Below are 24,726 nucleotides of genomic sequence, written 5' to 3' on the forward strand. Positions count from 1 at the left end.
CGACAGGCTAAGTCACGGCAGGACCTGCCGCAGATACGGCGCGATGCCGCGTCGCGGCTGCCATTGTTTCGGATAGCCCAGCGAGACTTCCTCGAAACGCGTGCCGTCGCGGATATCGCTGCGGCGCACATGAAGATGGCCGCTGATCGCGACGCGGGCATCGAAGCGGCGGTGCCAGTCATGCGTCGCGCGCGTGCCGCACCACGGTGTGAAGCGCGGGATCCGGGGAATGTGGATGAGATCGGCGCGAAGCGGATAGTGATTGACGAGGATCGTCGGCAGCCCGTGCGGGCGCGCTTCAAGGCGCCCGGCACTGATGGCGACACGCGCGGCGCACCAGTCCTCGCGCGACGCGTAAGGGGCAGGATCGAGCCGGATCTCGTCGGCGCAGACGGCGCGGCCCTCGCGCGCCCAGGCAACGACATCCTCTCTCGCGAGACCGGGCGGACGGAAGCTGTAATCATAGAGCAGAAACAAGGGCGCGATCAGGCACGGGCCGCCCGCCCCCTCCCAGACCGGCCAGGGGTCTTCCGGCGTGACGATCCCGGCGCTGCGGGCGATTTCAACCAGCGCACGATATTTCGCGTCACCTGCAAGCGCCGGGCGACCGCTTTCCGGCGCGCTCGTCCAGAGTTCGTGATTGCCGGGCACCCAGATCACGCGGGCAAACCGTGCAGCCAGTGCCGCGAAGGCGTCGGCCACGGTTTCCGGCTTTTCGGCAACGTCTCCGGCGATGATCAGCCAGTCCTGCGGATACGCCGGCAGCGCGTCCAGCGCTTCGCGGTTGGTCGCATGCGCGAGATGCAGGTCACTGATGGCGAGGAGACGCATGTTGATCCATGGGTGCATGGGGGAATGCGGTCGGTTTTCCTGGTGCCGCAATCATGAAAGCATGCCCGGTGACGGCACGAAGGCTTCGTCCTGCTTGACCACCTTGGTGACGACATAGGTGAAATAGCGGTCGATCCCGAGATCCCGGGCAAGCCAGCCGTCGATGATATCCTGGTATTCGCCGATATCGCGCACGACGATACGCAGGAGATAATCGATTCCGCCGCCCAGCGACCAGCAGGCCGTGACCCGTGGATCGGCACAGATGACGGACTCGAATCGCTCGAAATCCGCGCGCGTATGGCTGCGCAGGGTGACTTCCAGCATCACCGTGGTGAGCGGGCCGAAAGCATCGGGGGCGATGCGTGCATGATAGCCGGTGATCAGCCCGGCCTTCTCCAGCCGCGCAAGCCGTGTCCAGCAGGGTGTCGGTGACAATCCCACGGCTTCGGCGAGCGCCCGTTTGGTGATCCGGCCCCGGCGTGCCACGGTGGCGAGAATGCGCAGATCGTAGGTGTCGAGCTTGATGCTTGTCATCGCTGCATCTCATAGCCACACTGGCCCCATTCAGGAATCACAGCATCCGTCCGGGCGGACCGGGCGTGAAGCGTATCGGAGCGAGCATGAGCGATGCGCATCTGAAATTCAGCCGCGCGGAATATGCCGGGCGGCTGGCCCGGACCCGTGCGTCCATGGCCGAGAAGGAACTGGATCTGCTGATCGTCAGCGATCCCTCCAACATGGCCTGGCTCACCGGTTACGACGGCTGGTCCTTCTACGTTCACCAATGTGTCCTCGTTTCGCATGAGGGGGAGCCGGTCTGGTACGGTCGCCTGCAGGATGCCGCCGGTGCACGCCGTACGGCCTATCTGCAGGATGACAACATACTCTCCTATCCCGACCATTATGTGCAATCCACCGACCATCATCCGATGGACCTTCTGGCCGCGATCATCGAATCGCGCGGCTTCGACAAGGCGCGGATCGGGGTCGAGCTCGACAATTACTATTTCACCGCCGCCGCCTATGCCGCATTGACCACGCATCTGCCCAATGCGCTCTTCCTCGATGCCACCGCGCTGGTGAACTGGAACCGCGCCATCAAGAGCGAGGCCGAGATCGGCTTCATGCGCAAGGCCGCGCGGATCGTCGAGGCGATGCACCAGCGCATCCTGGAAAAGGCCGAGCCGGGCATCCGCAAATGCGACCTCGTGGCCGAGATCTACGATGTCGGGATACGCGGGGTTTCGGAGACCGGCGGCGATTATCCCGCCATCGTGCCACTGCTGCCCTCGGGCCCCGACGCCGCCGCGCCGCATCTTACCTGGAATGACCAGCCCCTGCGGGCCGGGGAGGGGACCTTCTTCGAGATCGCCGGCTGCGTGAACCGTTATCATTGCCCGCTTTCGCGAACGGTCTTCCTCGGCAAGCCGCCCCCGGCCTTCCGGGATGCGGAGAAGGCCGTGCTCGAAGGCATGGAGGCGGGGCTCGAGAATGCGCGTCCGGGCATGACCTGCGAGGATATCGCCTTCGGTTTCTTCAGCGTGCTGGAGCGCTACGGCATCATCAAGGACAACCGCACCGGCTATTCCATCGGGCTGAGCTATCCGCCCGACTGGGGCGAGCGCACCATGAGCCTGCGCTCGGGCGACCGCACCGTGCTCGAACCCGGCATGACCTTCCATTTCATGAGCGGGCTCTGGCTGGCCGATATGGGGCTCGAGATCACCGAGAGCATCCTGATCACCGAAACCGGGGTGGAATGCCTTGCGAACGTGCCGCGCGAACTCTTCATCAAGGAATGACCTCGCAGCGATGACCGACAGCCTGCCCCCTTCCCCGATCAGCTGTGACCTCGATCTTGCGCGTGACGGCGCGCAACACGGGTTCCTGCGCCTGCCCTGGAGCCGTGACGATTCTGCCTGGGGCGCGGTAATGATCCCGATCAGCGTGATCCGCAACGGCGCCGGTCCCACCGCGCTCCTCACCGCCGGCAATCACGGGGACGAGTATGAAGGGCTGATCGCCCTGCATGATCTCGCCGCGACGCTCGACCCCGCGCAGATCACCGGGCGGATCATCATTCTCCCGGCCATGAATGCCCCCGCCTTCCGCGCCGGCACGCGCACCTCGCCGATCGACGGGGGCAATCTCAACCGGCTCTTTCCCGGTCGCCCTGATGGCACGCCGACGCAGAAGATCGCCGATTACGTCACCCGCCATCTGCTGCCGCTGGCCGATTGCGTGCTCGACTTTCATTCCGGCGGCAGGACGCTGGATTTCCTGCCGCTGGCCGCCTGCCACATCCTCCCCGACAAGGCGCTCGAAGCGCGCTGCCGGGAAGCTGTGGCGGCTTTCGGCGCGCCCTATGCGCTGCAGATGATCGAGATGGATGCGGTGGGCATGTTCGACACGACCGCCGAGGCGATGGGCAAGACTTTCGTCACAACCGAACTCGGCGGCGCCGGCACGGCGACACCGCGCAGCATCGCGATCGCCAAACGCGGCCTGCGCGGCTTTCTCGCCCAGGCGGGAATTCTCGCCGGGGATGAAGGCGCAACCACACAGGCGGCCTGGCCGGAAACCATCTGGCTCGACATGCCTGATGGCGACTGCTTTCTGGTCAGCGAGGAGGAAGGGCTGATCGAGCCGCTGGTGACCCTCGGCGACCCGGTCATGCGCGGCGATGTCGTCGCGCGGATCTATCCGTTCGGGCGCTCCGGGCGCATGCCCTTGTCCTGCCATGCGCGCCGCGACGGGATCGTGATGGCCCGCCATGTGCCGGGGCTCGTCAAGCCGGGGGATTGCATCGCCGTCTTCGCCGTTCCCGTCAGCTGAAACCGCCGGCTGATCAGGAGCGAAACAGCCGCGTATACTGGGTTTCGTGGAGAATCGCTCCGAGATCCGAGGCGAAGACGCAGCCGCCGAGGCTTTCATCGAGGCCCTCACCGTCATGGGCGCTGATCAGCGCGGCGGCGCGCGCCGGCAGGCCGGGAAGCAGGCCCGCGATGATACGCTGCCCGTCCGTCTGGCCGATGGCGCCGAGGCGGATCGCGGCGGAGACGAGATTGCCGATGAAGCCCGCGAGATAGGCTTCGAGCAAGGCCTGCAGCGGCAGCCCATGGCCTTGCCCTGCCATGCCGACGGCGACCGGATAGGGCGTTGCTTCCGCGCCGTCCAGCACCGGACGCTTCGTCTGCCACGTCTCCACCGTTGCGCAGGGCCAGGCGCTCGCGATCGCGGTGAGGAAGGCATCGCCCTGCATGCAGGTCTCGAGCCGGCGCTCGCGCGAACCGGCGAGCGAACGCGCCAGCGCCGCGAGTTCTGCAAGCCGCACCGGTTCATCGCTGGCCCGATGGGCGGCGATCAGGAACAGCGCGTCGTTGCGCCCCGATCCATGATCGAGAAGAGCGTTCAGCCACGCGGCCAGATCCTGCGCCTGCAAAATCTCGCCGCTCTCGCAGGCCCATTCGAGCGCATGCGAATAGGCGAAGGCGCCGACGGGAAAGCCCGGCGAGAACCAGATCATCAGGGGCAGATGCGCGCTCATCAGCCGTGCCGGTCGTGGTCATGATCATGCGTATGGGCATGGTCATGCGTATGGTCATGTCCGTGATGGTGGTGTGCGTGCCCGTGACCATGTCCGTGATCATGCCCGCAATCGTGATCATAGGCCCCGCGTTCCGGCTGAAACGGCCGTTCGACGCGGGTCGCCGTGCCGCCCTGCCCGCGCACCATCTCGGCCAGGACGTGATCCTCCTCGATATAGATCGCATCCGCCGTGATCTCGGCGGGCGTGTGCCGGTTGCCGATATGCCAGGCGAGGCGCAGCAGCCGCAGCGGGTTCTCGGCGCGGATTGCCAGAAGCGGCTGCGGCGCGGCGATGATGCGCACCAGCTGCCCGTCCTCAAGCCTGAGCGCATCGCCGTCATTGAGGATCACGGCCTTGTCGAGATCGAGCAGGAAGGCGAGCCCGCCATCGCCCGTAAGCGTCACACGCCGACGGTGGCGGCCCTCGTGATCGAGGGTGACGCTGTCGACGACCTTCTCGGCCTTCACGGCGGGCTTGCGGATAACGGCGGTGGCACGCAGCATCGGGACCTCGTTGCGGCTTTTCATGACATGGCGCCGACAGGTTAGGCGAGGCGGCGACGGAAGGGAAGGGCGCAGCGTTCATCGCGCCGGCGCTGCGTTGGCAATATCGCCTCACCCCCAACGCTTCTCCACCGGGGAGGGGCGCGCCTGCGCCTGCCTTACGGTTCGAGCTCGGTATCCCAGTAGAGATAATCGAGCCAGCTCTCGTGCAGATAGTTCGGCGGGAAATGGCGACCGTTCTGGTGCAGCTGGAAGACGCTGGGCGCGAAAGGGGCCTGACGGGGCAGCATGTCCGCCTGCCGGGGCATCCGGTCCGCCTTCCTGAGATTGCAGGGTGCGCAGGCGGTAACGACGTTTTCCCAGGTGGTCTGGCCACCCCGGGATCGGGGAATCACGTGGTCGAAGGTGAGATCGTCGCGGGCGCCGCAATACTGGCAGGTGAAGCGATCGCGCAGGAAGACGTTGAAGCGGGTGAAGGCGGGATTGCGGGAGGGCTGGATGTAGGTCTTGAGTGAAACGACGGATGGCAGGCGCATTTCGAAGCCCGGACTTCGCACGCTGCGATCATAATGCGAGACGATGTTGACCCGCTCGAGAAACACCGCCTTGATCGTATCCTGCCAGCACCAGACCGAAAGAGGGTAATAGCTCAACGGTCTGAAATCCGCGTTGAGCACGAGTGCCGGACAGGCTTCCGGCGAGACGGTCCGCTGAACATGAACGTTCACACCACCTCCTCCGACAGATGGCGAAGTGCATCTGCGTGAGAGTATTAAGCCCCAGTACGACAGGAATGTGAAGCCTCCCGATGGTCGCAGGCGAAATCATGCACAGGGACAAGGCAGTAGGTGATCCTGATGGCAGATGCCGCGGAGCCGGCCCGGGCCCGCGTCAGACCGAGATATCGAGATTGCGGCCCTGGCCAGGCGGCGGTGCCGGACGGGCAGGCTCATCGCTGATTCGGGAGGGGGCGGGCTCGCGGGACGGCGTGATCTCGGTCGGCCCCGTTTCAACCCCGCCCCGCTCGGAACGAGCCTCCTGGGCGCTGGAGACTTGTTGCGCAGCCGCAGATGCGGAATCTCGCGGCTGCGTTGCCCAACTGGCACTCATTCCGGCGGTGGCGTCGATCGACATGACAACTGGCTCCGTGACAATGCCACCATGCCAGCTTCGCTTTACGACGAGGTTTGCGCGCGCATTCGGATTTGATTCAAATGCGCGCCAGTTTTGCGTCGTGCGCGCCGCATTTCAGCGCGTGGGAACCGGTGTTTCGCCGCGATAATCGTAGAAACCGCGCTTGGCCTTGCGCCCGAGCCAGCCAGCCTCGACATATTTCACCAGCAGCGGGCAGGGGCGGTACTTCGTATCGGCCAGCCCGTCATGCAGCACCTGCATCACCGAAAGGCAGGTATCGAGTCCGATGAAATCGGCGAGCTGCAAGGGCCCCATCGGATGGTTGGCACCGAGCCGCATGGCGGTGTCGATCGATTCGACCGAACCGACACCCTCGTAGAGCGTATAGATTGCCTCGTTGATCATCGGCAACAGGATGCGGTTGACGATGAAGGCGGGAAAATCCTCCGCCACCGTCGCCGTCTTGCCCAGTCGCGCGATGAAGCCCTTGGCGGCCTCGAAGGTCGGATCCTCCGTGGCGATGCCGCGGATCAGCTCGACGAGCTGCATCAAGGGCACCGGATTCATGAAATGGATGCCGATGAAGCGCTCGGGCCGATCCGTGGCCGCGGCGAGGCGGGTGATCGAGATCGAGGAAGTGTTGCTCGCCAGAATCGTGTCGGGCCCCAGCGCTGGGCACAGCGACTGGAAGATCCTGCGCTTGATTTCCTCGTTTTCGGTGGCGGCTTCGATGATCAGATCGCAGGACGCCAGATCCTCATAGGACGGCGCAGGCTTGACCCGCTCCAGTCCGGCCTGACGCTCGCCCTCCTCGATGATCCTCTTGGAGACCTGGCGCTGCATGTTGCCGTTGATCGTGGCGAGGCCCGCAGAAATGCGCTCCTCGTCCAGATCGTTGAGCATCACATTCATGCCTGCGAGCGCGCAGACATGGGCGATGCCGCTGCCCATCTGACCCGCGCCGATAATGCCGACAGTCTTGATCTCCATGGTTGCGCGCCCCGTTTGTCGTCTGTGGCGAAGCCGGGCCGCATGGCACCGGCTTCGCGGGTTTCAGGAATGAACGCTCGCCTTCAGCGCCCGGCCTTGCCGAGTTCGTCCTGCAATTCCGGCAGCAGTTGGAACAGATCGCCCACCAGGCCGTAATCGGCAACCTGGAAGATCGGCGCTTCCTCGTCCTTGTTGATGGCGACGATGACGCGCGAATCCTTCATGCCGGCCAGATGCTGAATGGCGCCTGAAATGCCGACAGCGATGTACAGATCCGGCGCCACGACCTTGCCGGTCTGGCCGACCTGCCAGTCATTGGGTGCAAAGCCCGCATCGACGGCGGCGCGCGAGGCGCCCATGGCGGCACCAAGCTTGTCTGCGATCGGTTCGATGTACTTCTCGAAATTTTCGGCAGAGGCGAGCGAGCGACCGCCGGAGATGATGATCTTGGCCGAGGCGAGTTCGGGACGATCGGACTGAGCGATTTCCTGGCTCTTGAACTGCGAGAGGCCGGGATCATCCGAGGGTGTCGCATCCTCGACGGTGGCGGAGCCGCCCTCGCCGGTCGCCTGGAAGGAGGAGGTGCGCACCGTGATCACCTTCTTGGTGTCGGTCGATTGCACGGTCTGGATGGCGTTGCCGGCATAGATCGGACGCTCGAACGTATCGGCCGAGATCACCTTGGAGATGTCGGAGACCTGCATCACGTCGAGCAGCGCCGCAACGCGCGGCATCACGTTCTTGCCCGTCGTGGTGGCCGGGGCCATCAGCACGTCATAGCCCTCGGCGAGACCCGTGATCAGGGCCGCGAGCGGCTCGGCCAGACTGTGCTCATAGGCCGGCGCATCGGCGACGAGCACCTTCTCGACGCCTTCGATCTTCGCGGCTTCCTCGGCAGCGGCCTTGCATCCGGCGCCGGCGACGAGAATATGAACCGGGCCGCCGATCTGGGTGGCTGCGGTGACGGATTTGTGGGTCGCGTCCTTGAGGGCGGAATTGTCGTGTTCCGCGAGGAGAAGGATGGCCATGGTCAGATCACTCCCGCTTCGTTCTTCAGCTTCTCGACGAGTTCGGCGGTGGAGCCGACCTTCACACCGGCTTCGCGCTTGGGCGGCTCGGCGGTCGAGAGCACCTTGAGGCGCTGGGCCACATCGACGCCGAGATCCTCCGGCGCGGTCTCGTCGAGGGGCTTCTTCTTGGCCTTCATGATATTGGGCAGCGAGGCATAGCGCGGCTCGTTGAGGCGCAGATCCGTGGTGATGATGGCCGGCATGTCGAGCGTCACGGTCTGGAGGCCGCCATCGATTTCGCGCGTCACATCGACCTTGCCGTCGGCGATCTCGATCTTCGAGGCAAAGGTGCCCTGGGCCCAGCCGAGCAGGGCGGCGAGCATCTGGCCGGTCTGGTTCGAATCGTCGTCGATCGCCTGCTTGCCCATGATCACGAGGCCCGGCTCTTCCCTGCCGATCAATTCCTTCAGGATCTTGGCGACGGCGAGCGGCTCGACGGTCGCATCGGTCTTCACCAGGATGCCGCGATCGGCGCCCATGGCGAGCCCGGTGCGGATCGTCTCCTGGGCCTGCTGCGGCCCGATCGAGACCACGACGATCTCCTCGGCGACGCCCTTTTCCTTGAGGCGAATGGCCTCCTCGACGGCAATTTCGTCGAAGGGGTTCATCGACATCTTCACATTGGCAAGCTCCACGCCCGATCCGTCAGGCTTGACGCGGATCTTGACGTTGTAATCGACGACCCGTTTGACAGGTACGAGGATCTTCATCGGTTTCCATCCCTTCGACTGTTGGCGGTTCCCGTGACGGATACCCGGCATCGCGTCGGTCATCGCGACGGAGGTGCCCCGCTGGCGCAGATCCGGATGATGCTGTCCGTTCTCCGCCGGAAACCGCTGGCTTCGAGCGCGCGCGGACCGTAGCGAGGCGCATCAATGCTTGTCAACGCGACAACGGATCGGGCCCAATGCCGATTCGCATCAGGCATTTCGGCACCGCAACACGCGCGCCGCAGCATCGGCCCGTGCCATGCTCCCCCCGATATCATTCAACGATATCATTCAACGATATCATTCAACGATTCTTGCCCGGCACCCACAGCACGTCACCCGCGCCACCATTATTGACATAGCGCGACGCAACGAAGAGGAAATCCGAGAGCCGGTTGAGATACTGGATCGACGCATCCGAGACGGTCTCGTCCTGGCGATGGGCGAGTTCGACGACGCAGCGCTCGGCGCGGCGGCAGACGGTACGCGCGAGATGCAGGGCGGCAGCGGCGGGAGCCCCGCCGGGAAGCACGAAGGAGCGCAGCGGCTGCAGTGAGCCGTTGAGCGTATCGATCTCCTTTTCCAGGCGCTCGACCTGCGCCGGTACGATCCGCAGCGGTTCGTATTCGAGCTTTTCGCCGGTCTCCGGCGTGGCGAGATCGGCGCCGAGATCGAACAGGTCGTTCTGGATGCGGCCGAGCATCGCATCGACATCAGTGTCGCTCTCACCGGTATGCAGGCGCGCCATGCCGATACAGGCATTGGTTTCGTCCACCGTGCCATAGGCCTCGACCCGCAGATCGTATTTCGGGCGCCGTGACCCCGTGGCCAGCGCGGTATCTCCGCCATCTCCGGTGCGGGTATAGATCTTGTTGAGAACGACCACGTCCGTCTCCCTGTCTGCATGCGCGTTTGCGTTACGGGGCAGTTAGGCAGACTGCGCGATCAAGGCAAGGTGTGCAAGGTCGGGCCGGGCAGGATCAAGCGGTAAAGGCACATCGCTCTCCACCGGGGCAAACGGAGTGCCGGCGCGGCCCTCATGACGAGACGCGCGGCGGAGCGGGCTGCTCCGCGTCAGAAGCTGTAGCCGAAACGCGCGCCGATATTGGTCAGGCCGCGATTCTGCGAGCAGAGCCCGGCATTGCCGTAATGCTCCACCGTGGCCATGAAGGAGAGCCGCTCGCTGAAGCGATAGCCGAGCGAGGCGCTTTCGCGAAACAGCGGGGCGCAACCCAGAGCGGCCTGGTTGTCACGCAGGACGCCGCCGCGATGACCGTCATGCAGGGCGCCGCCGAAGCTCGCCTCGACGAAGACGCGCGGCGACAGATCGATGTTCCAGCTCAACCCGGCAAAGACGAAACTGGTGCGTGAACCCAGATTGAACGATGCGCCGATATGTGGCTGCGGCGTGAAATAGCGCATCAGCGGATCGCTCGGTCGGACGGGGCGGGCGAACAGCACCTCGCCATGCAATGCGCCGGTCTGGGCCTCGGGGCTCCACGGATCCTGCGCGAGCAGCCCGAGCCGGGTTTCGGAGATGAAGGAGGTGCGCAGCGCGACAGGCTTCTCGGGCGCTTTCGCCATGCTCGCGGGCATAGCGCCCGCGTGTCGGGAAACCGGATCGGCGCGGTGCTCAGCCGCCATGGCGGGCAGGCCCGCTGCGCTTGCGACGTGAACGGCGATGGTGGTCGCGGCCACCAGCAAAGGGAAGCGCGAGCTGGAGTCATTGCTGATCCCGCGATGCGTGGCAATGCCGCCCGGGCTGAATCCGCGCCCGATCATTCTGCCGGTGTCGTCGGAATCCATTCCGGTCAGCATATGTGCTGGCACTCCCTCACGCTGCGCAAGACTTCAAGCGATCATGCCGAAAATCTTGCGCGCTGGTTACGCATAACCGCCTCAATTGAGGCAAAAACAGGGCAATGGCTAGCATGTCCCCTCCTTGCGGGCAATCAAAAGAAGCCATCAAGGATGTGAATCATCTTTGAATTGTGGCATGCGAAACCGCCCGCATGCTCTGGCCATGCCCGCACCCGCTGCGGCATTGGCAGCCGGGCGGACGGCTTGCATCATGACGCCACGTTGTCCCGGCGCCCCCCCCGAGGCGCGCCGATCATCAAGGAAGCCGCCCATGAGCCGGAATGCCCCGTCAGCCAACCCTTTACCGGTCGATCCCGACCTTCAGGAGAAGATCGCGCGCGCCGTCGCCGACGGATTCGCCGAGCAGGTCGCCTTCACCCGGGAACTCGTGCGCAAGCCGTCTCTGCGCGGCGAGGAGCACACGGCGCAGGATCTGATGTTTCGCGCAATGCGTGAGCGCGGGCTCGTCATGGACCGTTTCCACATGGACCACGAGGCCATTGCCGCCCATCCCGGCGGCTCGGCCATCGCGCCGGAGCATTCGGACGCGCCCATCGTGGTGGGCACGCACCACCCGCGCGACGAGCGGGGGCACTCGCTGATCCTGCAGGGCCATGTCGATGTGGTGCCGCCGGGTCCTGCCGACATGTGGGCATCGTCGCCATTTGATCCTCAGATCCGCGATGGCTGGATGTACGGACGCGGCGCCGCCGACATGAAGGCGGGCGTCGCGGCCAATCTGTTCTGCCTCGATGCCCTGCGCCGGATCGGCATGCAGCCCGCCGCGACTTTGCATGTCGAATCGGTAGTCGAGGAAGAATCGACCGGAAACGGCGCGCTGATGACGCATCTGCGCGGCTATCGCGCCGATGCGGCCCTGATCCCCGAGCCCGAAGACGAGATGCTCGTGCGCGCCAATGTCGGCGTCGTCTGGTTCACCGTGGAAGTGCGTGGCGTGGCCGTACATGTGCGCGAGATGGGAGCGGGCGCCAATGCCATTGACGCCGCCTATCGCGTGATCGGGGCCCTGCGCGGGCTGGAACAGGACTGGAACGCGCAGAAGGCCGATCACCCGCATCTGTGCGATGAGGCCCATCCGATCAATTTCAACATCGGCAAGATCGAGGGCGGCGACTGGGCCTCCTCGGTCCCCTCCTGGTGCCGCGTCCACGGGCGGATCTCGCTCTATCCGGGCATGGACAAGCACATGGCGATGCGCGCCATCGAGGAATGCGTTCTCAAATACTCGCGTGAAGACGCCTTTCTCGCCAACAACCCGCCGCGCGTCGTCTTCAACGGTTTCACAGCGCAGGGTTTCGTGCTGGAAGAAGGCTCGGCGGCGGAGGCGGTGCTGGGGCAGGCGCATCGGGGCGCGACCGGCAAGGCGCTGCAGAGTTTCGTTACTCTCGGCTACCTCGATGCGCGGGTGCATGCGCTTTATGACGCGATTCCCGCGCTCTGCTACGGCCCGATCGGTCGCAACATCCACGGCGTCGACGAATGTGTCGACCTCGCCTCGGTGCAACGCATCACCACCGCGATGGCCCTGTTCGTGGCGCAATGGTGCGGCCTGGAGCGCGCCTGAGCGGCGGGCCTAACGCGCCTGGGCGGCGGGCTCAACGCGCCTGGGCGGCGGGCTCAACGCGCCTGGGCGGCGGGCCTGCCTCGGCCCGCCACCGCACTCCTTGACTTGTGGTCGCACCCGGATAGCATTGATTGCGTGCGCAACCAATAACAGCCCGGGCCATGTCCCCGGGGAGGGAACGGCCACATTCAACCAGGGAGGGAAAATTCATGATCAGGAATCTGTTACTCGCCGCCGGACTCGCGGGCGGCGTCGCGCTGGGTGCGCTCGTCACCGCGGCACCGGCACAGGCGCAGGACGTCACCCTGCGCGTGCATCACTTCCTGCCGGCGCCGGCGCCGGTCCCGGCCAATTTCATCACGCCCTGGGCGGAGAAGGTCGAGGCGGAATCGGATGGGCGCATCGCGGTGGAAGTCTATCCCGCCATGCAGCTCGGCGGTGCGCCACCCAATCTGATCGACCAGGTCCGTGACGGGATCGTCGATGTGGTCTGGACGCTGCCCGGCTACACGCCCGGGCGGTTCCCGCGTGCGGAAATCTTCGACCTACCCTTCGTCGCCGCCGATGCCGAGACCACCTCGCGCGCGGCCTGGCGTTTCTATGAAGAGCATATGCAGGAGGATTTCGCCGATATCCATCCGATCGCGGTGCATGTTCACGGGCCCGGCAATTTCCACATGAAGGCGCCGGCGGTGGAGAGCCTCGAGGATCTGGAGGGTCGTGCCGTGCGCGGACCCACCCGGATGATCACCCGGCTGCTGGAGACGCTCGGCGCAACGCCGGTCGGCATGCCCGTGCCGCAGGTGCCGGAATCCTTGTCGCGCAACGTCATCGACGGCACGGTGATTCCCTGGGAGGTGACGCGCGCCCTGCGCGTGGCGGAGCTCGTCGACACGCATACCGAATTCGGCGGTGATCGCTCCTTCTACACCACCCTCTTCGTCTTCGCGATGAACCGGGACAGCTATGAAGGCCTGCCCGATGATCTCAGGGCGGTGATCGACGCCAATTCCGGCATCGAGACCTCGGCCTGGGTCGGGCGCGTGATGGATGAGGGCGATGCCCCGGCCCGCGCGATCGCGGTGGAGCGCGGCAATACCATCGCCACCATCGACGGCGAGGAACTCACACGCTGGCAGGAAGCCGCCGAGCCGGTGGTCGCGAGCTGGATCGCGGATATGGAAGACCAGGGCATCGATGCGCAGGCGCTGATCGATTCGCTGGCCACCATCCTTGCCGAGGAAGAGGCCCGCTGAGGCCCTGATCGAATCGGCGGCGGCGCATTCCGTGCGAACGCGCCGCCGCAGGCCCTGGAGCAGGGAGCGTTTTGCATGACGGTCATCATCGCCGGCGCGGGTATCGGCGGGCTCACCCTGGCACTCAGCCTGCATCAGGCGGGTATTCCCGTGCGCATCGTCGAGCAGGCCGAGGAAATCCGGCCGCTTGGTGTGGGCATCAACGTGTTGCCGCATGCGGTGCGCGAGCTCGATGAACTCGGCCTGCTCGCAGATCTCGCCGCCACTGCGATCCCCACCGCCGAACTCGCCTATTATTCTAAACGCGGCCAGCTGATCTGGTCGGAGCCGCGCGGGCGCGAGGCCGGTTATCTCTGGCCGCAATTCTCGATCCATCGCGGCGCGCTGCAGATGATCCTGCTCGAAGCCGTGCGCGCGCGGCTCGGGGATGGTGGCATCATGACCGGGCGCCGGCTCGTCGCGGCGCAGCAGGATTCGGCAGGTGTGCGCATTGATCTCGCTGATCGCCACGGCAACCCGCAGGGCAGCCTTGAGGGCGACGTCCTGATCGCCTGCGACGGCATTCATTCCACCATCCGCGCGCAATTCTATCCGGATGAGGGCCCGCCGATCTGGAACGGCGCGATCCTGTGGCGCGGCGTCACCGAGGCGAAGCCGTTCCTGACGGGGCGCTCGATGATCATGGCGGGCCACGAATTCCAGAAATTCGTCGCCTATCCGATTTCGCTGGCGGCTGCGCGCGCGGGCAAGGCGGTGATCAACTGGATCGCGGAGAAGAAATTCGCCCCCGACCATCAATGGCGCCGCGAGGACTGGAACCGCCCCGGCGATCCGGCGGATTTCCTGCCCGATTTCGAAAGCTGGCGCTTCGACTGGCTCGATGTGCCGGATCTGATCCGCCGCGCCAGCGCGATCTACGAATTCCCCATGGTCGATCGCGATCCGCTGCCGCACTGGACGCGCGGGCGCATCACGCTTGCGGGCGATGCCGCGCATCCGATGTATCCGATCGGCTCCAACGGCGCGAGCCAGGCTATCCTGGACGCGCGCGTGCTCTCCGAGGCCTTCCTGCGCGAGGGGATCGGTGAAGCGGCACTCAAAGCCTACGAGGCCGAGCGGCGTCCGGCCACGGCGGCTGTGGTCGCGGCCAATCGCGCCAATGGCCCCGAGCAGGTGATGCAGGCGGTGGAGAGCCGTGCGCCCGACGGTTTCGACGATATCGACGCCGTCATCAGCCGCGAGGAGCGCGAGGAGACCGCGCGCGGCTACAAGCGCATCGCCGGTTTCGACGTCGAGACCCTCAATGCGCGTCCCTCCATTGTCCAGGTTGCGGGAGCCGGTTCATGAATGCGCGGGCGTCCCGCGCGCCCGGGCCGGCGGGGCTGTTTCCCCGGGCTGAGGCCATGGTCGGCCTGTGGATCGGGCGCTTCGCCGGCGCGCTCGCCGTGCTCGGCGGTAGCGTGCTCACGCTGGTCACGATCCTGGCGGTGGTCTCGATCATCGGGCGTTATGCCTCGCGCACGCGCTGGCCGGTCTTCGACGGGCTCGGCCCGATACCGGGGGATTTCGAGCTGGTCTCGATGGGGGCGGGCTTCGCGGTGTTCAGCTTCCTCGCCTGGTGCCAGTTCAATCGCGGCCATGTCACCGTCGATATCTTCGTCTCCTGGATGGGCCCCCGCGCGCGCGCCGCGCTCTCGACCTTCACCAATCTGGTCCTGACCGCAATCGTGGTGCTGATCGCCTGGCAGCACGGGCTCGGTCTGCATGACAAGATGCGGTTTCGCGAGACCACGACGATCCTGCAGATCCCGCTCTGGTGGGGCTATGCCGGGGGGCTCGTCGGGCTATGGAGCTTCGCGCTGGTGAGCGCCTATACTGTCTGGCGCAGTCTGAACGAGGCGCTGGGCGCCGGTGAGCCCGACGGGGACGGCATATGAGCGGGCTGGTCATTGCAGGGCTTTTTTTCGGGTTGCTGCTCTTCCTCATTTTCGCGCGCATGCCGATCGGGCTGGCGATGCTGGTCTGCGGATTGCTCGGCTCTTACACGATCTTCGGGCGCTGGGCGCCGGTTTTCGCCCAGCTCAAGCATCATGCCTTCGAGACCTTTTCGAGTTATTCGCTCTCGGTGGTGCCGCTGTTTCTGCTGATGGGGGCCTTCGCCATGAAGGGCGGCCTCTCGGAAGCCCTGTTTCGCGCTGCCGCCGCCTGGCTCGGGCACCGGCGCGGCGGCGTCGCCATGGCGGGGGTGGGAGCCTCGGCCGGTTTCGGTGCGATCTGCGGCTCCTCGCTCGCCACCGCCGCCACGATGGGCCGCGTCGCGCTCCCCGAATTACGCAAGCACGGCTATTCCGGCGCGCTCGCCACCGGATCGCTGGCTGCCGGCGGCACGCTCGGCATCCTGATCCCGCCCTCGATCATCCTCGTGATCTACGCCATCCTCACCGAACAGAACATCGCCAAGCTCTTCGTCGCGGCCATGATCCCGGGCCTGCTCGCCGCGCTCGGCTACATGATCACCGTGGCGATCACGGTGCGCCTCAACCCGGATGACGCAATGCGCACGCCGCGCCTGCCGCTGATGGCCCGGCTCAAGGCCCTGGGCGAGATCTGGCCGGTCGTGGCGATTTTCGTGGTGATGATCGGCGGCATGAACATGGGCGTGTTCACCCCCACCGAGGGCGCGGCTTTCGGCGCGGCGGGGACGGGGCTGGTCGCGGCCTTGCGCGGCAAACTCGGATTTGCCGCGCTGATCGATTGTTTTCGTTCCACGGCGGCGTCGACGGGAATGATCTTCTTCATCATTCTGGGGGCGGGCTCCTTCAACAGCTTTCTCGCCATCACGCGCCTGCCCGTCTTCGCCGCAGACTGGGTGGGCGGCCTCGCCGTGGCGCCGGTGATGGTGCTCGTGGTGATCCTGCTGATCTATCTGGTCTTCGGTTGCGTGATGGATTCGCTGTCGATGATCCTGCTCACCGTGCCAATCTTCTTCCCCATCATCATGACGCTGGATTTCGGGCTCACCCCGGAAGAGACGGCGTTGTGGTTCGGGATTCTCGTGCTGATCGTGGTGGAGGTGGGGCTGATCACACCCCCGGTGGGGATGAATCTGTTCATCATCAATTCCATGGCGCCGGGGGTGAGCATGATGCAGACTTATCGCGGCGTCATACCCTTTGTCGCATCCGACATCATCCGCACCGGCATCCTCATCGCCCTGCCGCCGCTGACACTGGGCCTCGTCTGGCTGCTGTTCTAGATGCAGTCGCGCTCATGAAAAATCCCCGGCGCCGAAGGCACCGGGGATTGCGATCTTCGAGGCAAGCCGCGCCTGATGATCAGCGCAGGAGCTGGAGCACCGACTGGTCGTTCTGGATGGCGAGGCTGAGCGCGGACTGGCCGAGCTGCTGGCGCGTCTGCATCGCCAGATTGTTGGCCGCTTCCTCGTTCATATCGGCCAGGGTGAGCCCGTCCGAACCGGCCTGGAGCGTATTCACCATTTCCTTGGTGAAACCCTCGCGGTTCTCGATGATGGTCTGGGCGGTACCCATCTGGGCTGACAGGCTGCGCAACTCGCCGATGCCGTTCTGGAGCGCCTGAAGACGCTCCTCGAGGCGCGCCGAAGAGCCAAACATGTCCGCATCCGCCTCGATGGCGCCGAGGCGATCGGCTTCGACATCGCCGAAGGCGGTGCCGTCGGCCTGGCGGGTATTCACGGTAAAGCTGGTGCGCTGGTCGCCGGTGAGCTCGTTGAAGACGACTTCCAGAACATCGCTTTGCAGCAGATTGTTGCCGTTATAGCCCGAATCCTGCGAGAGCTGGTTCAACTCGTTGCGCAGATCGTTGAAATTGTTCATCAGCGAGCGGCGGGTATCGCTCATTTCAGCGGTGTCGGGGGCCGTGAGCGGAGTCGCCCCACCCCAGGCGCCACCCGCATCGAAGCTCACATCCTGGCCCGACTCGTTGACGAGGATGATCTGATCGGCATCATCCGGGTTGATCTTCGCGGATACCCCGGCGGCGCGGGCATCGGCATTGGTGTTGATGGTGTTGACGAAGGCGTTGGCACGTTCGGCAGCGGTGTTGATGTCCGTATCCGAATCATAGTTCAGAGCGCCGAGATCAAAGGTTTCACCGTTGATCGTGATCTCGTTGGTGCCGAAATCCGCATCCGCGATCGTGATCGCCGTGCTTTCCCGGCTCACCCCGCCCGGGTCACCGAGCGCCTGGCGCACCGTCCCGACGAGGTTCTCCATCGTCGTGGTGATTGACGACAGGCCCTTGGAGGCGGCGTCGATCGTCTTCATCCCGTTCTGCATGCCCTGCATGATCGAGGAGAGATCGTTGGCGCGACCGCTCAGCCCGCGCGCTGTGAAGAAGGCAGCGGCATCATCGAGCGGACCATTGACCTTCTTGCCTGTTGAGAGGCGCTCCTGCGTGCGATCCAGCAGTGAGGCCGTTCCTTGCAGGGAGAGGAGATTGGAGCGGACGCCGGCGGAAAGGGTGATATCCGACATGGGATTCCTCGTGGACGCATGATCGCGGCGCCATTCGCCGCGTGGTTACGAAACATGATGAATCCAATCTTCCCGATTAACCTTACGATTTCGTAAAGCCCGGGCGTCGGGCGCGTTCTTGTGTCGGTTCACGACGAAGGGCTGCGCACGCGTTTCGAGCGGGCATTGCCCTCCACGCCGGCGAGATCGTCGAGCAGGGAAGGCAGATCCGTGATCGACGGGATCACGTGATCGGCGAACGGCGCCACCTCCGCCCGTGCCGCCTCCGCGCGCGGCCCCGAGAGCACGGCGATCGCACAGACGCCCGCAGCGCGCGCCGCATGCAGATCGTGCAGCGAATCGCCCACCAGCGCCACACGCGCCGGGGTGAAGGCATACGCTGCGACGAAGGCGCTGATCATGCCGGGCGCCGGCTTGGAGCCATGGCCCGAATCATAGCCGGCGATGAAGTGCATCGCCTCGGCAATTCCCAGCGCCCTCGCCTGCGCCACCGCCGAGGCTTGCGAATCATTGGTCGCGATCCCCAGCACATGACCGCGCGCCGCGAGATCGGCACACAGGGCCTGCGGATCGCCGATCGGGGCGAGATGGGCGAGTCCGGCCTTCAGAAAGAGATCGTCCATCCGGGCGAGGAAATCCGCGTCGCAGCCGCGTCCCAGCGCCTGCGCCCAGAGCGGACCGTAATGCGCGGATGATCCCGCGACCAGCGGCGAACTCGGCAGGAATCTGCGCTCGGTGAGCACGTATTCGCTGACTCGCATCAGCCGATCCAGCGCCGCGCCGTCGCCATCGGCGAGGGTCTCCATCACCGAGAAGGCCGCAGGTCCCCAGGTCGCGTCGAAATCGATCAGGGTGCCGTCCTTGTCGAACAGGATTGCATCGAAGGCGGCTGCAATGAGACGGGGATTGCGCACGCGGCATCCTCTTCCAGCTGTATTGATGACGTGCAAAATCGCACCCGATCATCTGCGATGCTGCGCACTTGTGGTCAAGTTGCGAATACCCGATCCTCCGGCGCAACGAAGACAAGCGGTCTTCACCGCGTGATGATGATCGGGAGGGTGGGTGATGCAGGGCATTTTTCAAGTCGGGCGGCGGCTGCCGCAGGTGCGCCGATGAGCGCAGAGCTGATTGTACCCGCTTCCCTGCTGAAGCAGCAGCTCGTCGCCGTCCTGCGCGCCTGGGGCGTCCCCGACGACCAGGCCGACGTCACCGCCGAGACCCTGACCCGGGCAGACCTGCTCGGGATCGACAGCCACGGCATCACGCTCATCCCGCTCTATGCCGATCTGCTCGCCTCCGGCAAGGTCACGCCGGGCGCCGAGATCACGGTCGCGCGCGCCTTCGGCGCGACCGCCGTGATTGATGGCGGCGCCGGCTTCGGCGAGGCGCCTGCGGTGCGCGCCATGGATCTGGCGGTGGATCTGGCCGAGGCCCATGGCATCGGTGCCGTCGGCGTGCGCAATTCCAACCATTACGGTGCGGCGGGCGTCTACGCGCTGCAGGCGGCCAGCCGGGGCTTTATCGGTTTGTCGATGACGGCGGTCTACGGCGCCTCGATCGTCCCGACCTTCGGGCGCGAACCACGCATGGGCACCAATCCGATTGCGCTGGCGGCACCGGCGGCGCGCAATCAGCCCTTCCTGCTCGACATGGCGACGAGCACCATCGCCATCGGCAAGCTCAAACTCGCCATGCGCACCGGCAAGCGCCTGCCCGAGGGCTGGGCGCTGGATCGTGACGGGCGTCCCCAGCATGATCCGGAACAGGCGCTCTCCGACAAGCTGATGACGCCGCTTGGCGGGTCGCGCGAAATGGGCGGCCACAAGGGTTACGGGCTCGCCGCCATGGTCGAGGTTCTGTGTACCATGCTCTCGGGCGCGAGCTATGCGCCTCTGCGTCCCGCCGACGCAAAGGCGTATAATGTCGGCCATTTCCAGCTCGCCATTCACCCGGAAGCGTTCCGCGACAAGGGGGATTTCGAATCCGATCTCGACGATTTCCTCGATTGCCTGCGTGCCACCCGCCCCGCCGATCCCGATCAGCCCGTGCTGGCACCCGGTGACCCCGAGCACGCCGTCTTTGCACGCCGCTCACGTGAGGGGATTCCGATCCCGCACACGCTCATTGACCAGGTGCGGGCGATTGCCCGGAAGGCCGGGGCGCGGTTCACGCTGGACGAGGCGGGATCGTAAGCGCTTGTCGCATCACTGCGCGCTCGGCAAAAGATGCGGTTGCAGCGCTGATGGCGGTCGACTTTCGCGCCGGGATGGGGGATCAATGCCGCGTTCCGGTGCGGCGGGATTGTCACGCGGCATCGGGGCACAGATTGGCGACAGGGCCGGGATGATGAGCGACGCGATCGTGCAGGCGGTGACCGAGACGGAGCTGAAACTGCTTTGCAGCCCCGCTGATCTCGCAGTCCTGCGCCGGCATAAACGCCTGCGCGATGCTTTCGCCGGGCTGCGCCCCCGGCACTTGCGCGCCACCTATTACGATACGCCTGATCTGCGCCTGCGCGCAGCGGGTTTCGGCCTGCGCCTGCGCCGGGACGCGGCGACCGGCGCCGTGCATCAGACGCTCAAGGCAGAGGCTGCCGGGGCCGGGCTCTTCCAGCGCGACGAATGGGAGAGCGCCGTGGCGGGCGAGCATCTCGATCGCGCGGCGCTCGCCGCGACACCGCTTCCCGACATCCTCCAAACCGACGACCCCGCCGCCATGCTGCAGGCGGTCTTCGTCGTCGAGGTCGAGCGGCTGAGCGCGCCGATACGCATCCGCGACGCCGTCATCGAAGTGACCCTCGACGAAGGTGCAGCCATTGCGGGTTCCGCGCGCACCGCCATTTGCGAGCTGGAGCTCGAACTGGTCAGCGGCAAGCCGCGCGACCTGTTCGCCCTCGCGCGCAAACTGGCCCGCAAGGCGGATCTGCGGCCTGCTCTGCAGAGCAAGGCGGAGACCGGCTATGCGCTGGTGACGGGGGCGCGCCCGGCACCGGTGAAGGCCTTTGATGCCGGCCTGCACCCCGACATCCGCGTGGGCGAGGCGTTTCGCGCCATCGCCCGGGCGAGCCTGCGGCAGGTCCTCGCCAACGAGCCGGCGCTGGTGCAGATGCGCGATCCCGCAGCCGTTCACCAGATGCGTGTCGGGTTGCGCCGCCTGCGCGCTGCCGTGGCCCTGTTTCGCCCTGCCATCCGCGACCGTTATCGCAAGGCGATCACTGCGGAGCTGCGCTGGCTGGCAAGCAGCCTCGGCGATGCCCGCGAACTCGACGTGTTTCTGGGAACCGATGTCGCGCGCATGCGCCACAAGCGCCCGAAAAGCAAGGATACCGCCGCGCTCGCCGCCCATTTCGAGGGTGCGCGTGAGGAGGCCTATGCGCACATTCTGGAGATCCTGTCGGGGCCACGTTATCGCGCGCTGCTGTTCGATACGCTGGCCTGGATCGAGGCCGGCGCCTGGCAGGGCAAGGCGGCGGCGCGCAAGGCGCGTGCCATGCCAGTCGCGGTGCTCGCGCGCGACAATCTCGCCCGGCGCAGCAAGGATGTGCGCCGGCGCGCGCGCATTCTCTCCTCGCTGCAGGTCGAGGAGCGTCATGCCCTGCGGCTCGATGTGAAGAAGCTGCGTTATGCCGCCGAATTCTTCGCGCCGGTCTTTGCGGCCCGCGACGAGAAGAGCGCGCGGCGCGCGGCGAAATTCGTCAGGGCGCTGGCGCAGATGCAGGAGCGGCTGGGCGAGCTCAACGATGCGGCGACGAGCCTCTCGCTCACCGGGCGGCTCGACCGCAACGACGCGGCCGGGCGCCGCGCGGCGAAGCTGATCGAGGAGGACCACGTCGGACGCGCCGCCGAATCGCTCGCCGCCGCCCGTGACGCCTGCGCCGCCTTCATCAAGGCGAAGCCGTTCTGGAAGGCGCGCGACTGAGCCTGCGGATCCGGGCTCCGTCACTCCCTTGTCCGCGCCGCGCCCTCCGTCACCGCGAGCCGGACGACCTTGAGATCGGCATCGTCGGGATCGGTGCGCATGGAGAAGCCGAGTTTGCGGCACATCTCCAGCATCGTCGTGTTCTCGCGCAGGACCTGGCCCTCGATGACCGAGAGCCCCTCCGCTTCCGCCCAGGCGATGATCATGCGCATCAGCCGCCAGCCCAGCCCGATCCCCTTGAGATCGGAGCGCAGCAGGATGGCGTATTCGCCGGTCTCCATATTCGCATCCGCGTGCAGGCGCACGGCGCCCAGCATCTCGCCACTGGCCCGGTCGACGGCGGTGAAGGCGATGGCGCGGGCATAGTCGATCTGGATCAGGCGGGCGATGAAGGCGTGGGAGAAATCCCGCACGGGCGCGAAGAAGCGCAGCCGCAGATCCTCCGTCGTGATCTGCGAGAAGAAGGTCTTGAACAATTCCTCGTCCTCGGGCCGCACCGGGCGGATCAGCACCGCGCGCCCGTCGCGGGTGGTGAATGGCGTCTCCCATTCCTTGGGATAGGGGCGTATGGCGAGGCGCAGATGACCGGAGCCGCGCCGCAGGTTTTCCGGCACCGGCGCCACGGCGACCCGCGCATCCACCGCGATCACGCCGGCCGCATCGGCGAGCAGCGGGTTGATGTCGAGCTCGCGCAAGGCCGGCAGATCGGCCGCCATCTGCGACAGCGCCACCAGCACCTTCTGCACCGCCGCGATATCGGCTGCGGGCACATCGCGATAGGCGGCGAGGATCCGCGAGACACGGGTGCGGGCGATCATGTCGGCGGCGAGATTGGCATCGAGCGGGGGCAGGGCGAGCGCCTTGTCGTCGATCTGCTCCACCGCCGTGCCGCCGCGCCCGAAGACGATGACGGGGCCGAAGGTCGGATCATCGGCAATGCCGCAGATCAGTTCACGGGCGCGCGGGCGGCGCATCATCGGCTGCACACTGAGACCGGCGATCTGCGCATCGGGGCGCTTCTCACGGGCGCGGGCCAGGATCGCGGCGGCGGCCTTGCGCACCGCATCGGTGCTGGTGAGATCGAGCGCGACGCCGCCGACATCGGATTTGTGGGGGATGTCCTGCGACAGGATCTTCACGGCCACCGTGCCGCCATCGGCGATAATCGGCGCCGCGATCCGTGCCGCCTCATCCGGATCCGCCGCGCGCAGGGTCGGTGTGGTGGCGATGCCGTAGGTCTGGAGCAGCTCCATCGCCTCGACCGGATCGAGCCAGCGGCGCTCCTGCGTCAGTGCGCCGGCGATGATCGCCTCGGCACGGGCGCGATCGGGCGCACGTTCCTGCGCCAGCGTCTGCGGCGTCTGCATGAGCTGATGCAGGCCTTCGCGATAGCGCACCAGATGCATGAAGCCGCGCACCGCTTCCGATTCGCTGGCGAAACAGGGGATACCCGCCTCCTCGAGAGCGCGCATGCTCGATCTCTCCGCCCCGGGCCAGACGGCGAAGACGGGCTTGCGGCGAAATCCCTTGCGGCGATCCGTGCGCACCGTCTCGGCCAGGGCCTGCGCCGCCGCATCGGTATCGGCGAGCGCATTGGGCAGATTGAGCGCGAGCACGGCATCGACGCCGGGATCGGCCAGCAGCGCCTGCATTGCCTGCGCATAGGCTTTTGCATCGGCTCCGCCACCGAGATCGACGGGTTCCGCAACGCCGCTCTCGCCGTGCCGCGCCGCTTCTCCGCCCTCGGCCATCAGCGCATCCATGGCCAGCGCCCCGATTCCGCGCCCGTTGGTGAGGATCGCCAGCCGGCGCCCGTCGAAGGGTTTCGCGCGCCCCAGCGTTTCGGCGGCATCGAAGAGTTCGTCGAGGCTGCCGACACGCAGGAGCCCCGCGCGGCGGAACGCGGCATCGAGCACCGCATCCGGGCGCGCCAGGGCGGCGGTATGGGTCGCGGGTGCTCCCAGCGCATCGCTGCCATGGCGTGGCTTGACGATCACCACCGGCTTGACCCGTGCCGCCGCACGGGCGGCCGACATGAACTTGCGCGGCGCCGAGATTTTTTCGACATGCAAGAGGATGGCCCGGCTGTGGCGATCCGTGGCGAAATGATCGAGCAGATCGCCGATATCGACGTCGCGCTTGTCGCCGACGGAGACGATTGCCGAGAAGCCGAGATTGCGCCGTGCCCCCCATTCCAGCATCCCCGCCGCGATGGCGCCCGACTGGGTGACGAGCGCGAGATCGCCCGCTGCCGGCTTGCGCCGGGCGATGCCGATATCGAGGCCGATGCGCGGCACGATCACCCCGAAGGAATTGGGTCCCACCAGCCGCAACCCGTGGCGGCGCGCGATTGCGGCTGCTTTTGCACCGTTCGAGCCCGGCCCGCGATCATCCTCGGCGGCGATGATCACCGCCGCAGCGACGCCGCGTCGGCCCGCTTCCTCGAGGGTTTCCGGCCAGTATCGCCCCGGGGCGGTGATCACGACGAGATCGGGGACGACATCGAGGGAGGCGAGATCCGGCAGGCAGGGCTCGCCGTCGATTTCGCCGTAGCGCGGATTGATGCAGGCGATCCGCCCGGCAAAACCGCCGCCACGCAGGTTGTCGAGGGCGGCCCTCCCGAGCCCGCCCGCCCGGGCACTCGCGCCAACGAGTGCGATCGTGGCGGGGTTGAAGACCTTGTCGAGACGGTAAGTGCTCATCGCAGCGCATTCCTGTATGGGTCGGCGTCGATGTGAACCGGTCATGCGCCGCGGCGCA

At 66.1% G+C, this 24,726-nt stretch carries 23 protein-coding genes; 9 read left to right on the plus strand and 14 right to left on the minus strand.

The genetic code is table 11. The annotated features are described in order from the left end of the window. Positions 1–12: 12 nt before the first annotated feature. Positions 13–831 carry a metallophosphoesterase family protein gene (locus tag GA0071312_RS04980; RefSeq protein WP_074444232.1) on the minus strand — a complete coding sequence of 273 codons (819 nt, stop codon included), beginning with the start codon at positions 829–831 and terminating at the stop codon, positions 13–15. A 51-nt stretch (positions 832–882) separates the two neighbouring features. After that, positions 883–1,359, minus strand: a complete 477-nt coding sequence (locus GA0071312_RS04985) for an Lrp/AsnC family transcriptional regulator (protein WP_074444233.1) — start codon at positions 1,357–1,359, stop codon at positions 883–885. A 95-nt stretch (positions 1,360–1,454) separates the two neighbouring features. Here GA0071312_RS04985 and doeA point away from each other — a divergent pair, with 95 nt between their 5' ends. Both doeA and doeB read left to right on the plus strand, forming a co-directional pair. Further along, a complete protein-coding gene (gene doeA, locus GA0071312_RS04990) occupies positions 1,455–2,636 on the plus strand; it encodes an ectoine hydrolase DoeA (protein ID WP_074444234.1) in 1,182 nt (393 codons plus the stop codon). 10 nt (positions 2,637–2,646) lie between these two features. Beyond that, the gene (doeB, locus tag GA0071312_RS04995; RefSeq protein WP_074443833.1) at positions 2,647–3,669 is read left to right on the plus strand and encodes a N(2)-acetyl-L-2,4-diaminobutanoate deacetylase DoeB; all 1,023 of its coding nucleotides are present in this window, start codon (positions 2,647–2,649) and stop codon (positions 3,667–3,669) included. Between the two features lie 13 nt (positions 3,670–3,682). Here the strand turns inward: doeB and GA0071312_RS05000 are convergent, their stop codons facing one another. The 9 genes from GA0071312_RS05000 to GA0071312_RS05035 all read right to left on the minus strand — a co-directional run bounded on the left by GA0071312_RS05000 (position 3,683) and on the right by GA0071312_RS05035 (position 10,648). Beyond that, the gene (locus GA0071312_RS05000) at positions 3,683–4,381 is read right to left on the minus strand and encodes an urease accessory protein UreF (RefSeq protein ID WP_074443834.1); all 699 of its coding nucleotides are present in this window, start codon (positions 4,379–4,381) and stop codon (positions 3,683–3,685) included. Continuing rightward, a complete protein-coding gene (ureE, locus tag GA0071312_RS05005; RefSeq protein WP_074444235.1) occupies positions 4,381–4,926 on the minus strand; it encodes an urease accessory protein UreE in 546 nt (181 codons plus the stop codon). Before ureE ends, GA0071312_RS05000 begins: the two co-directional genes overlap by 1 nt. A gap of 158 nt (positions 4,927–5,084) precedes the next feature. Continuing rightward, positions 5,085–5,654: an HNH endonuclease gene (locus tag GA0071312_RS05010; RefSeq protein WP_074443835.1), complete on the minus strand. Its 570-nt coding sequence runs from the start codon at positions 5,652–5,654 to the stop codon at positions 5,085–5,087. A gap of 163 nt (positions 5,655–5,817) precedes the next feature. Next, positions 5,818–6,060 carry a hypothetical protein gene (locus GA0071312_RS19570; protein WP_131817709.1) on the minus strand — a complete coding sequence of 81 codons (243 nt, stop codon included), beginning with the start codon at positions 6,058–6,060 and terminating at the stop codon, positions 5,818–5,820. Positions 6,061–6,174: 114 nt separating this feature from the next. Further along, positions 6,175–7,050, minus strand: coding sequence for a 3-hydroxybutyryl-CoA dehydrogenase (locus GA0071312_RS05015; protein ID WP_074443836.1), 876 nt, complete (start codon positions 7,048–7,050; stop codon positions 6,175–6,177). A gap of 83 nt (positions 7,051–7,133) precedes the next feature. Next, positions 7,134–8,078: an electron transfer flavoprotein subunit alpha/FixB family protein gene (locus tag GA0071312_RS05020; RefSeq protein ID WP_074443837.1), complete on the minus strand. Its 945-nt coding sequence runs from the start codon at positions 8,076–8,078 to the stop codon at positions 7,134–7,136. A gap of 2 nt (positions 8,079–8,080) precedes the next feature. Then, complete coding sequence (locus tag GA0071312_RS05025; RefSeq protein ID WP_074444236.1) at positions 8,081–8,830, minus strand: electron transfer flavoprotein subunit beta/FixA family protein; 750 nt, start codon at positions 8,828–8,830, stop codon at positions 8,081–8,083. A 304-nt stretch (positions 8,831–9,134) separates the two neighbouring features. After that, a complete protein-coding gene (locus GA0071312_RS05030) occupies positions 9,135–9,716 on the minus strand; it encodes a cob(I)yrinic acid a,c-diamide adenosyltransferase (RefSeq protein WP_074443838.1) in 582 nt (193 codons plus the stop codon). Positions 9,717–9,904: 188 nt separating this feature from the next. Further along, positions 9,905–10,648, minus strand: coding sequence for an acyloxyacyl hydrolase (locus GA0071312_RS05035; protein ID WP_083204320.1), 744 nt, complete (start codon positions 10,646–10,648; stop codon positions 9,905–9,907). A gap of 313 nt (positions 10,649–10,961) precedes the next feature. Here GA0071312_RS05035 and GA0071312_RS05040 point away from each other — a divergent pair, with 313 nt between their 5' ends. The 5 genes from GA0071312_RS05040 (at position 10,962) to GA0071312_RS05060 (ending at position 16,787) form a co-directional block, all read left to right on the plus strand. Next, complete coding sequence (locus tag GA0071312_RS05040) at positions 10,962–12,275, plus strand: ArgE/DapE family deacylase (RefSeq protein ID WP_074443839.1); 1,314 nt, start codon at positions 10,962–10,964, stop codon at positions 12,273–12,275. 209 nt (positions 12,276–12,484) lie between these two features. Further along, the gene (locus GA0071312_RS05045; protein WP_074443840.1) at positions 12,485–13,531 is read left to right on the plus strand and encodes a TRAP transporter substrate-binding protein; all 1,047 of its coding nucleotides are present in this window, start codon (positions 12,485–12,487) and stop codon (positions 13,529–13,531) included. Between the two features lie 75 nt (positions 13,532–13,606). Further along, positions 13,607–14,878 (plus strand): flavin-dependent oxidoreductase, encoded by a 1,272-nt coding sequence (locus GA0071312_RS05050; RefSeq protein ID WP_074443841.1) that lies wholly within the window; start codon positions 13,607–13,609, stop codon positions 14,876–14,878. Further along, positions 14,875–15,468, plus strand: coding sequence for a TRAP transporter small permease (locus GA0071312_RS05055; protein WP_083204321.1), 594 nt, complete (start codon positions 14,875–14,877; stop codon positions 15,466–15,468). The genes GA0071312_RS05050 and GA0071312_RS05055 overlap by 4 nt, the downstream gene beginning before the upstream one ends. Continuing rightward, on the plus strand, positions 15,465–16,787 hold the full coding sequence (locus tag GA0071312_RS05060) for a TRAP transporter large permease (protein ID WP_074443842.1): 1,323 nt from the start codon (positions 15,465–15,467) through the stop codon (positions 16,785–16,787). Before GA0071312_RS05055 ends, GA0071312_RS05060 begins: the two co-directional genes overlap by 4 nt. Before the next feature lie 79 nt (positions 16,788–16,866). Here GA0071312_RS05060 and GA0071312_RS05065 read toward each other — a convergent pair whose 3' ends face one another. Together GA0071312_RS05065 and GA0071312_RS05070 are read right to left on the minus strand one after the other, a co-directional pair. Then, positions 16,867–18,045 carry a flagellin N-terminal helical domain-containing protein gene (locus GA0071312_RS05065; protein WP_074443843.1) on the minus strand — a complete coding sequence of 393 codons (1,179 nt, stop codon included), beginning with the start codon at positions 18,043–18,045 and terminating at the stop codon, positions 16,867–16,869. A gap of 128 nt (positions 18,046–18,173) precedes the next feature. Further along, the gene (locus GA0071312_RS05070; RefSeq protein WP_238947099.1) at positions 18,174–18,959 is read right to left on the minus strand and encodes an HAD family hydrolase; all 786 of its coding nucleotides are present in this window, start codon (positions 18,957–18,959) and stop codon (positions 18,174–18,176) included. Positions 18,960–19,160: 201 nt separating this feature from the next. On the opposite strand from GA0071312_RS05070, the gene GA0071312_RS05075 reads away from it, so the two are divergent. Together GA0071312_RS05075 and GA0071312_RS05080 are read left to right on the plus strand one after the other, a co-directional pair. Beyond that, positions 19,161–20,240, plus strand: a complete 1,080-nt coding sequence (locus GA0071312_RS05075; protein ID WP_074443844.1) for an Ldh family oxidoreductase — start codon at positions 19,161–19,163, stop codon at positions 20,238–20,240. An 85-nt stretch (positions 20,241–20,325) separates the two neighbouring features. Further along, positions 20,326–21,966: a CYTH and CHAD domain-containing protein gene (locus tag GA0071312_RS05080; protein WP_083204322.1), complete on the plus strand. Its 1,641-nt coding sequence runs from the start codon at positions 20,326–20,328 to the stop codon at positions 21,964–21,966. A gap of 20 nt (positions 21,967–21,986) precedes the next feature. Here GA0071312_RS05080 and GA0071312_RS05085 read toward each other — a convergent pair whose 3' ends face one another. After that, positions 21,987–24,668, minus strand: coding sequence for a bifunctional acetate--CoA ligase family protein/GNAT family N-acetyltransferase (locus GA0071312_RS05085; protein ID WP_074443845.1), 2,682 nt, complete (start codon positions 24,666–24,668; stop codon positions 21,987–21,989). Positions 24,669–24,726: the final 58 nt, after the last annotated feature.

The sequence above is a fragment of the Saliniramus fredricksonii genome (assembly GCF_900094735.1).
GTDB classification, from domain to species: domain Bacteria; phylum Pseudomonadota; class Alphaproteobacteria; order Rhizobiales; family Beijerinckiaceae; genus Saliniramus; species Saliniramus fredricksonii.